At 61.5% G+C, this 11,624-nt stretch carries 12 protein-coding genes; 6 read left to right on the forward strand and 6 right to left on the reverse strand.

Annotated elements, in window-relative coordinates; genetic code table 11:
• The first annotated feature begins 218 nt into the window (after positions 1–218).
• Positions 219–1,058 carry a glutathione-dependent disulfide-bond oxidoreductase gene (yghU, locus tag PSH78_RS14500; RefSeq protein ID WP_305494948.1) on the forward strand — a complete coding sequence of 280 codons (840 nt, stop codon included), beginning with the start codon at positions 219–221 and terminating at the stop codon, positions 1,056–1,058.
• A gap of 165 nt (positions 1,059–1,223) precedes the next feature.
• Here the strand turns inward: yghU and PSH78_RS14505 are convergent, their stop codons facing one another.
• The gene (locus PSH78_RS14505; protein WP_305494950.1) at positions 1,224–1,916 is read right to left on the reverse strand and encodes a B3/4 domain-containing protein; all 693 of its coding nucleotides are present in this window, start codon (positions 1,914–1,916) and stop codon (positions 1,224–1,226) included.
• Between the two features lie 159 nt (positions 1,917–2,075).
• On the opposite strand from PSH78_RS14505, the gene PSH78_RS14510 reads away from it, so the two are divergent.
• The gene (locus PSH78_RS14510) at positions 2,076–2,678 is read left to right on the forward strand and encodes a helix-turn-helix domain-containing protein (RefSeq protein WP_305494952.1); all 603 of its coding nucleotides are present in this window, start codon (positions 2,076–2,078) and stop codon (positions 2,676–2,678) included.
• Positions 2,679–2,723: 45 nt separating this feature from the next.
• On the opposite strand, the gene PSH78_RS14515 is transcribed toward PSH78_RS14510, so the two are convergent.
• On the reverse strand, positions 2,724–3,650 hold the full coding sequence (locus PSH78_RS14515) for a Gfo/Idh/MocA family protein (RefSeq protein WP_305494954.1): 927 nt from the start codon (positions 3,648–3,650) through the stop codon (positions 2,724–2,726).
• Between the two features lie 90 nt (positions 3,651–3,740).
• Positions 3,741–4,526 carry a DeoR/GlpR family DNA-binding transcription regulator gene (locus tag PSH78_RS14520; protein ID WP_305494956.1) on the reverse strand — a complete coding sequence of 262 codons (786 nt, stop codon included), beginning with the start codon at positions 4,524–4,526 and terminating at the stop codon, positions 3,741–3,743.
• A gap of 219 nt (positions 4,527–4,745) precedes the next feature.
• On the opposite strand from PSH78_RS14520, the gene mqo reads away from it, so the two are divergent.
• Positions 4,746–6,395 carry a malate dehydrogenase (quinone) gene (gene mqo, locus PSH78_RS14525; RefSeq protein WP_305494958.1) on the forward strand — a complete coding sequence of 550 codons (1,650 nt, stop codon included), beginning with the start codon at positions 4,746–4,748 and terminating at the stop codon, positions 6,393–6,395.
• A 133-nt stretch (positions 6,396–6,528) separates the two neighbouring features.
• Here the strand turns inward: mqo and PSH78_RS14530 are convergent, their stop codons facing one another.
• Complete coding sequence (locus PSH78_RS14530; protein ID WP_370870919.1) at positions 6,529–6,906, reverse strand: hypothetical protein; 378 nt, start codon at positions 6,904–6,906, stop codon at positions 6,529–6,531.
• 164 nt (positions 6,907–7,070) lie between these two features.
• Positions 7,071–7,412, reverse strand: coding sequence for a hypothetical protein (locus PSH78_RS14535; protein ID WP_305494960.1), 342 nt, complete (start codon positions 7,410–7,412; stop codon positions 7,071–7,073).
• Positions 7,413–7,557: 145 nt separating this feature from the next.
• On the opposite strand from PSH78_RS14535, the gene PSH78_RS14540 reads away from it, so the two are divergent.
• Positions 7,558–7,800 carry a hypothetical protein gene (locus PSH78_RS14540; protein ID WP_305494962.1) on the forward strand — a complete coding sequence of 81 codons (243 nt, stop codon included), beginning with the start codon at positions 7,558–7,560 and terminating at the stop codon, positions 7,798–7,800.
• On the opposite strand, the gene PSH78_RS14545 is transcribed toward PSH78_RS14540, so the two are convergent.
• Entirely contained in the window at positions 7,789–8,964 is a 1,176-nt protein-coding gene (locus PSH78_RS14545) for a XylR family transcriptional regulator (RefSeq protein WP_305494963.1), read from the reverse strand. The two genes, PSH78_RS14540 and PSH78_RS14545, sit on opposite strands and share 12 nt — an antisense overlap.
• A gap of 154 nt (positions 8,965–9,118) precedes the next feature.
• On the opposite strand from PSH78_RS14545, the gene xylA reads away from it, so the two are divergent.
• A complete protein-coding gene (gene xylA / locus PSH78_RS14550) occupies positions 9,119–10,435 on the forward strand; it encodes a xylose isomerase (RefSeq protein ID WP_305494965.1) in 1,317 nt (438 codons plus the stop codon).
• A gap of 149 nt (positions 10,436–10,584) precedes the next feature.
• Positions 10,585–11,586 (forward strand): D-xylose ABC transporter substrate-binding protein, encoded by a 1,002-nt coding sequence (xylF, locus tag PSH78_RS14555; RefSeq protein ID WP_305494967.1) that lies wholly within the window; start codon positions 10,585–10,587, stop codon positions 11,584–11,586.
• Positions 11,587–11,624: the final 38 nt, after the last annotated feature.

An 11,624-nucleotide genomic window follows, 5' to 3' on the forward strand; every position in this document is an offset into this window, starting at 1 on the left:
TTGCGACGCGCCTGTGCCCTTGGGTATTCGCTTCAGGATGGCTTGCCGATGTGATGTTCAAGACTGCTCCCTGTCGATCCGACTGATATTTTCAACGGCCCTTGTCTGCCTGACAGAGCGCCCATAGATTAGAGTCCATGTCCCCGACCTGAGCCATAGCGCAAATGTGCTATGGCTTCGCTTCAGGATCAGCGCATTCAAACGATAAGGTACGTCCCATGAGCCAAGCGTCTTACGTCCCGCCCAAAGTCTGGAAGCACGAAGCCCCCTCGGGCGGCCACTTCGCCAGCATCAACCGCCCTGTCGCCGGACCGACCCATGAAAAAACCCTGCCGATCGGCGAGCACCCGTTGCAACTCTATTCGCTGGCAACGCCCAATGGCGTGAAAGTGACCATCCTGCTCGAAGAGCTACTGGCGCTCGGGCACACCGGCGCGGAATACGACGCCTGGCTGATTCGCATCGGCGAAGGCGACCAGTTCTCCAGCGGTTTCGTCGAGGTCAATCCGAATTCCAAGATCCCGGCCCTGCTGGACCGCAGCGTCGAACCTGCGATCCGGGTGTTCGAGTCCGGTTCGATCCTGCTGTACCTGGCAGAAAAATTCGGTGCGCTGCTGCCGAGCGATCCGGCCGGGCGCACCGAAACCTTGAACTGGCTGTTCTGGCAGATGGGCTCGGCGCCTTACCTGGGTGGCGGCTTCGGACATTTCTACGCCTACGCGCCGGAGAAACTGGAATACCCGATCAATCGCTTCACCATGGAAGCCAAGCGCCAACTGGATGTGCTGGATCGTCGCCTGGCTGAAAAGCGCTATCTGGCCGGCGACCAGTACACCATTGCCGACATCGCGGTCTGGCCCTGGTACGGCCAGCTGGTGCGGAACAACGTGTACTCGGCGGCCGAGTTCCTCGCGGCCCACGAATACACCCACGTGCAGCGTTGGGCGGAGGAAATCGCCAAGCGCCCCGCCGTGGTGCGCGGACAGCGCGTCAATCGGACCTGGGGCGACGAAGCGAGCCAGTTGCCGGAGCGGCATAGCGCGCAAGACCTGGACTGACTGACACCCCCTTGTGGCGAGGGAGCTTGCTCCCGCTCGGCTGCGCAGCAGTCGTCAGCCGGTCGATGCGATATGCCTGAATGACTGCGTTGGCTGGGTTGGGTCTGCTGCGCAGACCAGCGGGAGCAAGCTCCCTCGCCACAAGAGCGTTCAACCGAGCCTTCTTCAACTTCCGGGCCCGATCAGCATGCTCTCGATCTGCACGCCGGGCATCATCGCCTGCAAGCCTTCTATCAGCCTGTCGCCCGCTTCGGTCAGCGCTTCGAGCGGCATCGCCGGCAGGCTTTCGAGGATGAACCACATCTGCCGGGCCTCCGCGTCCAAGCGGGTCCTGACGCCCTGGCGCCAGTTCCAGCGGCGGCACGTCACGCCCTGGTCGTCGCGCCAGACCACTTCGCCGGCGTCGGGATATTCATGGGCAGGCGCCCCCTCTTTCATCGTATCGAACGGTTCGCCACCCTCGGCAATCACCAGTCGCGGCGAGCCTGCGTACGCCTCGATATTTTCCCCGCCCACCGGGATCGCGTATTCGAGACTGATGGCGTTGTAGAGGTCAACGACGGGATCAAGGCTCGGCAAGCCGCCGTCGCGCAATACCCGCTTGCGCAACGCTTCGGCTGAACAAGGCGTGCGTTGCGGCTTGGCACCAAACAGTCGGAACGTCTGCGCCCACTGCTGCAAATGGGCCTCCGCCCAGGCCGGCCCGCCCGCCAGCACCGATTGACAAGCTCGCTCCAGCGCCGCGCGGGCGACGTCGGGTTCGGTGAGCGGCGCAGCTAACGCGACGATGCTCAGGGCCCTGAACCCCGGCGCCAGCTCGGCAACGGCTTGGTCGATCAACGGCTGTACCGACAGCATCAGCATTCTCCAGCAATTCAAAATCGGTTTTCATGCTAGTCACCGCCGGCCGCCAAAGTCAATATATCGACTTTTTGGTCATCAAAGTGTGATGAGCCGATTGACGCGGTCCTCGCCAAACGCCGAGAATCCCTGGCACATTTGTCGCGATCCCTGGTGATGCCCCTGAACAACCCCCTATCGACCGTCCCTGGCGCGGACGCCCACGCGGTGAGCCTGGCCGTTGCGCGCACGCTCAAGCAGGCACGCAAGACTCAGAAAATCACGCTGGACGAACTGTCCCGGCGCTCGGGCGTGAGCAAAGGGATGGTCGTGGAAATCGAGAAATGCACGGCCAACCCGAGCATCGGCATCCTGTGCAAGATCGCCGCGGCGCTGGGCCTTTCGGTGGCCGACATCGTCAATGTGGCAGAAGCGCCTTCGGCCCATGTCATCGACAGCCAGGACATTCCCACGCTCTGGACCGGAGAGCTGGGAGGCAGCGCGCGCCTGCTGGCCGGTACGCCAGGCCCGAACATGATCGAGCTGTGGCGCTGGGAGATGTTTCCCGGCGAAACCTTCGCCTCGGCCGGACACCCTCAAGGCACGCTTGAGCTGTTCCATGTAGAAAAAGGCACGCTGAAATGCGTGGTGGGAGAAACGGAATTGCTCGTCCACGCCGGTAGCTCGGCGGTCGCGAAAACCGACGTGGCGCACACGTATTCCAACGCCGGCAAGTCGAAGCTGGTCTTCACCATGTCGGTTGCCGAAATACATCAATAGCAGGCCGCGTGCCCATCCCCTCACGAGAATGGGCACGCTCGTCATTCAGTCGTAGAACGGCTCGACCAAGGTCCGGCTGCCGACGAAAAAGCTGTCCGCAACCAGGCGCAGCGGTTGCAGGTCCATGTCGCTGGCCTTGTTACCGATCAACTGCTGGAAATGCCGATACACCGCCGCGTACTCGCCCTCCTCCGACACCGCCTGGCGCATGCCATCGATGCTCAACAACGCGCCGCCGTTGTCCAGTCGCAAGACGCCTTCGGCGCAACGAATCTCGATGCTCCAGAGCTCATCATGGCCATGGTCGAAATCGAATTCGGCGCGGATATCGAGATGGCGGGCATCCGACAGCCTGATGCTCGCGGCAATCGGCGACTGGCAGTTGTCCGGAACGCGCAGCTCGGCCGACTCGACGAACAGCGACAGCGGCAGCAGATGGGTGACGATCGACAAGGCGTTGATGCCCGGATCAAAGACCCCGAGGCCGCCCGGTTGCCAGATCCACGCCTGGCCGGGGTGCCATTTGCGCACGTCTTCCTTCCAGTCGATCCGGACGCTTTGCAACGTGCGGCTGGCGAGCCAGTCCCGGGCAACCTCGATGCCCGGGGCGTAACGCGAATGCCAGGCGAACAGGCCGCTGACGCCTTGCTCGCTTGCGTGCTCCACCAGCGCCATCGCTTCGCCCAGGGTGGCACAGGGCGGTTTTTCCACCAGCACATGCTTGCCGGCCGCCAGCGCCTGCCGGACCAGGCCGAATCGCCCTTGTGGCGGCGTGCAAAAGGCAATTGCATCGACGTGCGGGCCGTTTTCCAGCAACTCGCCCAAGGACTGGAAATTCTCCACACCGGCGCAGGGCTTGCCTTGCGTGGCGACCGCCACCAGTTCGAACGCGGGGTTGGCCTGGATGGCGGGAACGTGTTGATCCTGGGCGATCTTGCCGTAGCCCACCAGGCCGAGACGAATCGGTTGCATCGATGACTCCTGACTTTTGTACTTATGATGGGCCAGCAAACTAGACGTAAATCGCCTGGCGGACAATGGGTCGAATCCCCTTGCCTTGCGTTATTGCTTCTCGACCGCCCTCACGACTTTGGAGATTCGCTCGAAAAAGGGGCCGAGTCGCTCTTGGGGCGCGTCCTGCTCCACCACCAGCGTGGTCACCTCTTCACAGGAAGCCACTTGATAATGAGCGACGCTGGACAGCTTCTGGTTGGTCACCGCCACCACCACCTGACCGCTGGCCGCGACCACCGCGCGCTTGAACTCGGCGTCGTCCAGGCCAAACGCCGTGACGCCATTGTCCGGGTCGATGGCGCAGGCCCCGACAAAACACAAGTCGAAATTGAACTGGCGCAATTGCTGGACGGCGGCCAGACCGATCGCCCCGCCCGCGACGCGGTTCATGCGACCGCCGAGCAGGATGACCTCGGCGCGGGGCAGCTTCATCAGTTCCACCGCGATCAGCGGGGAGTTGGTGCTGAGGGTCAATTGCAGCCCCGGGTCGATGGCACGGGCAATGGCCAGGTTGGTCGAGCCGGCATCCAGGAATACATGCTGGCCTGCGCTGAGCAGCGCGGCTGCCGCCTGGCCAAGACTATCCTTGCGCGCTGGATCCTGGTGGATCCGCACATCGATCGGCGCTTCGGCGGCCGGCAGGCGAATCGCGCCGCCATAGACGCGCTTGCACAAGCCCGCCGCCGCCAATGTGCCCAGGTCTCGGCGTATCGAATGTTCAGAGACGTTGAATTCGCTGGCCAGATCAGCCGCGATGACCCGGCCATACAGGGCAAGCCGCTCGCTGATCAAGCGTTGGCGTTCGCCGGGAAACACTTCGTGGGTAGCACTCATGACAGCTAAACCTGCATAAACGAGCATGAACATACACAATCGAGCACACTATGCCGCGTCTCCCTCGGGTCGTCAAACCCTCCGCTGCGAAGGCCAGGGTGCCTTTCGTCACTCGCTCCCGCCAGGTTGCTGAACAGTCCTTTCTCCCTGCGGGTCAACACAAGGTCGGTTGCGTCAATTGGTCAACGAGCGACTCCTCGGGTCGCCGAGGATGGAACTATGAACAGAATCATTACGGCGCTCCTGCTGGGCGCTGCCCTCTTATCAGGCGCCAACGGGGCTCAGGCCGCGGAAACGAAGAAGGTCGACGTGCTGCTGGTGGGCGGCGGCATCATGAGTTCGACGCTGGGCATCTGGCTCAACGAGCTTGAGCCTGGTTGGTCGATGGAAATGGTCGAGCGCCTGGACGCGGTGGCCGAAGAAAGCTCCAACGGCTGGAACAACGCCGGCACCGGGCATTCGGCACTGGCGGAGCTCAATTACACGCCGATGGACGACCAGGGCAACGTCAACATTACCAAGGCCATCGAAATCAACGAAGCCTTCCAGATCACCCGCCAATTCCTGGCCTGGCAGGTGCGCAACAATGTACTGAAGAACCCTCCCTCGTTCATCAACTCCACCCCCCACATGAGTTTTGTCTGGGGCGACGACAACATCAAGTTCCTCAGGAAACGTTACGAGGCGCTGCAAGCGAGCCCGTTGTTCCGGCCGATGCAATACTCCGAAGACCCGGAGCAGATCAGGAAATGGGTGCCCTTGATGATGGAAGGCCGCGATCCGAACCAGAAGCTCGCGGCCACCTGGACGCCGATCGGCACCGATGTGAATTTTGGCGAAATCACCCGCCAGTACGTCAGCTACTTGCAGAGCAGACCCAACTTCAGCCTGAAGCTTTCCAGCGAGGTGCGCGACATCACCCGCAATGACGACGGTACCTGGCGCGTGGAATACAAGAACCTCAAGGACGGCGAAACGACCACCACCGACGCCCGGTTCGTATTCATTGGCGCCGGTGGCGGCGCACTGCATCTGCTACAGGAATCGGGCATCCCGGAGGCAGACGACTATGCCGGATTCCCGGTCGGCGGCTCGTTCCTGGTCGCCGAGAACCCTGGCATTGCCGAGCGACACATGGCCAAGGCCTACGGCATCGCTTCCGCCGGCGCGCCACCAATGTCGGTGCCGCACCTGGACACCCGCGTGCTGGATGGCAAGCGGGTCATCCTCTTTGGTCCGTTTGCGACCTTCTCCACCAAATTCCTCAAGGAAGGCTCGTACTTCGACCTTTTCACCAGCATGACCCCGCACAATATCTGGCCGATGACCAAAGTAGGCATCGAGCAATACCCGCTGGTTGAATACCTGGCCGGCCAGCTCATGCTTTCCGACGATGATCGGTTCAAGGCCTTGCAGGAATATTTTCCCCAGGCCAGGAAGGAAGACTGGCGCCTCTGGCAAGCCGGCCAGCGCGTGCAGGTGATCAAGCGCGATGAAGAAAAAGGTGGCGTGCTCAAGCTGGGCACCGAAGTGGTGGCCTCCCAGGACGGCAGCATTGCCGGCCTGCTGGGTGCATCCCCTGGCGCATCGACGGCGGCCCCGATCATGCTGGAAGTGATGCAGCGGGTCTTCAAGGACAAGGTTGCATCCCCGGCCTGGCAGGAAAAACTGCATCAGATCATTCCCAGCTACGGGACGCGGCTCAACGATGATCCTGAACGTGTCTACGAGGCATGGAAATACACCAGCGACGTGCTAAAACTGGCGCCGCCTCCGGATATTCGTGGCAACGCCGAGTCAAACGCCCCGACCAACAGCGACCCGGTAGGCCAGAAGCACAGCGATTCCGACCCGGACCTGGCGTTGTGAATGCTCCGACTGATGAGGACGAGCGTGGTGGTTTTCTGGTGGAGCCTACGCCACCAGACGCCTCCGGGCTGGATCATTGGTACGCGCTTTCAATCCAGCCACGGTAGTTGTGGATGTTCGAGGGGCGACTTTTTCATCGAGCCACAAACGGATAATGCTCGATACGGCAAGGATGGTCGTTGCCGTCGCCCTTGCAGATCCCATCCAGATAGCGGTACTTGATCCGGATCGCCTGGCCTTTCCCGGGCCATTTGCGGCGTGGCAGCGTGGCCTGGTAGTCGGCGGTTTCCGGAATGAAGCTGATCACCGCGCCCTCTTCCGGGCATTCCACACCGGGCGAGGCCGGGCGCGCCTTCAGGACTTGGGCCTGGAGCTTCGGCGTGGGCCGTTTCACCACTTCGGTGACGTGCAGCTGGATATCGCAGATCTGCCACGTCGCGGCCTGCGCAGGTGCGCAAAAGGCTGCAAGCGCCAGGGCGAATGGCGCGGAGTACGCAGGGAGCATGGTCATTTCGGTCCTTCATGCGGGGCGAATTTGCATCGGCAACTCTTTCACATCAAGGTATCCGAGGTCCCTGGACAAAAAAAGCCCCGCGACCGAAGACGGTGCGGGGCAAGGGAATTGGTTGGTTGCGGCCAACCAAAGGAGCACGGAGAAAAGCGTTTACGGGCCGGTCAGATGCATTCCTGTGCGGCGCGCTCGAAACTCGAAGGCAGGAGGTTGGACGCCAGCAGATGGCGCTCGTAGACAAACACCTTGCCGCCACTGCCGGCCTTGTAGGCTTCCAGCACGTTGTCCGCGGAAATCTTGCTCGGCACGACGATGCGGTAGCTGCGCTGGCTCTGCGAGACCATCGGGTTCAAAGCGCTGCCTTGCAACTTCGGCACGACGCATTCAGCGTATTCGGCCGGGGTCTTGCTGGTCTGCAAGGTCAGGGTCGGATCGTTCGGTGCCGAGGCACATGCCGCCAATAACAGCGGGGAAAACGCCAGGGACAGTAGAAATAAAGGGCGCATGGATCGGTCCTGAAAATAAAAACGTTGGGCTGCGTCTCGATGGCGCTGATTTTCCAATGATTGCCCGCAAAGCAGAACTTGCATTTGGTAATGGTCACTATTACTCGTAGCAATAGTTGCAAGCCGGATAAGGATGGGGAACGGGATGAGAACGTTTGACTTGATTCGTGACGCGGTACTGCCCGACTTCCGTGAGCGGGTCGCGGAGTACCTGGTCCAGTACGAAAGCGTGCTGTTGAGCAATGCCGAAATCGACCCGCTGCTCAAGCGCGACACGGCCAATCAACTGCGCGGTTATCTGCGGGGGTTGAACACTACCCGGGTGTTGGGCATGGCGGACTGGGAGGAACTGGATCGGCGGGTGATGAGTACCTGGCTATCCGACTGATTGGCGAAATCCCCGAGGCGTACAGCCGAATTCGCGACGAAACACCGTGTGCAGGTACTGCGCCGACTTGAAGCCGCAATCGCGGGCGATATCGGCAATCGCCAGCTCGGTGTTCTCCAACCCGCTGGCCGCCGCCGCCAGCTTGAAGCGCAGGATCTCGTCATGGACGCTGCAACCACGCTCCTTGCGAAAATGCGACTCCAGGGATGAACGCGACACGCCGACATACGCCGCCACTTGCGCGGTCTTGATGCCCTGGCAGGCGTATTGGCGAATGAACAACAAAGCCTGCATGACATAAGGATTGCCCAGTGGCTGGTGCAGGCTCGACGCTTGCACGTTGATCGTCTCGGGCGGGATCAACACCTGGGTGCCGGTGGAGGGCATGCCGTGCAGCATCTGGTGAAGCAGGCGCGCGGCGGTCCGGCCCATGGTTTCGGTGCCCTGCACCACCGAACTGAGCGGCACCCGGGTCAGGCTGCGGGTCAGCGGGTCGTTGTCGATGCCGATCAACGCGACTTGCTCCGGCACGGCGATCCCGGCTGTCAGGCAGGCTTGCAACAACTGCCGGGCCCGCGCGTCGCTGACAGCGATGATGCCGATGGGTTTGGGCAGGCTCTGCAGCCAGGCGATCTGCTGCTCGACCGCGCTATCCCAAAGCGGCGCGCTGGTGCCCATGCCCCGGTACACCTGCGCCGGCAGGCCATCGCGCTGCATCAACTGGCGAAAGGCCTTTTCCCGTTCCTGGGCCCAGCGATTGGCCTGGGCTTCGGGCAGGCTGAAACAGGCGAATTGCGTCAACCCGGCTTCGATCAGATGTGCGTAGGCCAACTTGATCAGCGCGTGATTATCCGTAGCGACATACGGAATGCCCTTCGGATAGGCGCGCTCGTCCTGATACGAGCCCCCCACCGCCACCACGGGCAGCTTGATCCCGGCCAGCGCCTCGCCGATCAGCGGGTCATCGAAGTCGGCGATGATTCCATCGCCCTGCCAGCGCTCGATTCCTTTCAACCGGCAGTGAAAATCCTCCTCGAGAAACAGGTCCCAGGACGCGCGCGTGCTGCTCAGGTAGTTGCCGATGCCGCTGATGATGCCGCGGTCGTAGATCTTGCTGCCGTTGAACAGCAGGGCGATGCGGTGAACGGGCGGGACGATTTTCATTGTTTTTACCCTGGGCCGATGGACACAGACTAGGCGCGCGAACGGCGAATCTCAATACTCAAAATCGAACTGCCGATTGGTGATTTTCATAATCAGCAGCCTGCGGGCCGGCGGTAGTATCGGGACACCGCCAAGAATAAAAAGGAAACCGTCCATGTCGTACTTCCCCGATGTCGAGCCGATTCGTTATGAAGGCCCCGGCAGCGACTCGCCGCTCGCCTTCCGCCATTACGACGCCAACAAGCTGGTGCTCGGCAAACCCATGCGCGAGCACCTGCGCATGGCCGTCTGCTATTGGCATACGTTTGTCTGGCCGGGGTCCGATGTGTTCGGCGCCGGGACGTTCAAGCGCCCGTGGCAGCACGCCGGGGACCCGCTGGAACTGGCGATAGGCAAGGCCGAGGCGGCGTTCGAGTTCTTTTCCAAGCTGGGCATCGACTACTACTGCTTCCACGACACCGACGTGGCGCCGGAAGGACAATCGCTGAAGGAATACCGCAACAACTTCGCGCAGATGGTCGATCACCTGGAGCGCCATCAGGAACAAAGCGGAATCAAGCTGTTGTGGGGCACCGCCAATTGCTTCAGCAACCCGCGTTTTGCCGCCGGCGCCGCCAGCAACCCGGACCCACAGGTCTTCGCCTGCGCCGCTGCCCAAGTGTTCAGCGCCATGAACGCCACTCAGCGTTTGAAAGGCTCCAATTACGTATTGTGGGGCGGCCGTGAAGGCTATGAAACCCTGCTCAATACCGACCTTGCACGCGAACGCGAACAGCTGGGCCGCTTCATGCGCATGGTGGTTGAGCACAAGCACAAAATCGGCTTCAAGGGCGACCTGCTGATCGAGCCCAAGCCCCAGGAGCCGACCAAGCACCAATACGATTACGACAGCGCCACCGTGTTCGGCTTCCTGCAACAGTTCGGTCTGGAGAACGAGATCAAGGTCAACATCGAGGCCAACCACGCGACCTTGGCCGGGCACAGTTTCCATCATGAAATCGCCACGGCGGTCTCCCTGGGAATCTTCGGCAGCATCGATGCCAACCGTGGCGATCCGCAGAACGGCTGGGACACCGACCAGTTTCCCAACAGCGTCGAGGAAATGACCCTCGCCACCTATGAAATCCTCAAGGCCGGGGGCTTCGGCAACGGCGGATTCAACTTCGACTCCAAGGTCCGCCGCCAGAGCGTCGACGACGTCGATCTGTTCCACGGTCATGTCGCCGCCATGGACGTGCTCGCCCTGTCCCTGGAACGCGCAGCGGCCATGGTGCAGAACGATCAACTGCAGAAATTCAAGGACCAGCGCTACGCCGGCTGGCAGCAGCCGTTCGGCAAGGCGGTTCTGGCGGGCGACTTCAGCCTCGAATCACTGGCCGAGCATGCGTTCACCAACGATCTGGATCCGCAGGCCGTCAGCGGTCGGCAGGAGATGCTCGAAAACGTCGTCAACCGGTTCATCTACCCCTGACCGCAGGCAACCTTCATGGGCGCAGGGAGGTTGTTACATTCGCGCGACAAATCTGCGCCCACAACGCAGGACAAGTCTCTACAGTTCTACCGGCATCATGTTCATCGTCAGGCAGTGTCTTTCAAAAAACAATAAAAGGACGCACCACCATGAAAACCTTCAAACGTACCCTGCTCGCCGGCGCCCTCGCCCTGCTGTCGCTTCCGGCCATGGCCGACGCGACCCACCCGAAAATCGGTTTTTCCATTGACGACCTGCGCCTGGAGCGCTGGTCGCGCGACCGTGACTACTTTGTCGCGGCGGCGGAAAAACTCGACGCCAAGGTCTACGTGCAATCGGCGGACGCCAACGAGCAGAAGCAGATTTCCCAGATCGAAAACCTCATTTCCCGGGGCGTCGATGTGATCGTCATCGTGCCGTTCAACGCTACCGTGCTGACCAACGCCGTCGCCGAAGCCAAGAAGGCCGGAATCAAGGTGGTGTCCTATGACCGGCTGATCCTCAACGCCGACATCGACGCCTACATTTCCTTCGATAACGAAAAAGTCGGCGAGATGCAGGCCGGCGGTGTCCTGAAGGCAGCGCCCAAGGGTAACTATTTCCTGCTGGGCGGCGCCCCTACGGACAACAACGCCAAGATCCTGCGCGAGGGCCAGATGAAGGTGTTGCAACCAGCCATCGACAAGGGCGACATCAAGATTGTCGGCCAGCAATGGGTGAAGGAATGGAACCCCACCGAAGCCCTGAGCATCGTTGAAAACGCCCTGACCCGGAACAACAACAAGATCGATGGCATTGTCGCCTCCAACGACGCCACCGCCGGCGGCGCCATCCAGGCCCTGGCCGCGCAGAAGCTGGCCGGCAAGGTGCCGATCTCGGGCCAGGACGCCGACCTGGCGGCGGTCAAGCGCGTGATCGACGGCACGCAGACCATGACGGTCTACAAGCCGCTGAAACTGATCGCCTCCGAAGCCGCCAAGCTCTCGGTGCAACTGGCGCGCAACGAGAAACCCACCTACAGCTCACAGTACGACAACGGCAACAAGAAGGTCGACACCATCCTGCTCACGCCCACCGCGCTGACCAAGGACAACATCGACCTGCTGGAAAAGGACGGGTTCTACACCAAGGCGCAGATCGCCGGGCAGTGACCAAAGCGCAGCCCGGGGACTTTTTGCCAAACAGTCCC

It is taken from the genome of Pseudomonas sp. FP198 (genome assembly GCF_030687895.1).
GTDB lineage: Bacteria > Pseudomonadota > Gammaproteobacteria > Pseudomonadales > Pseudomonadaceae > Aquipseudomonas.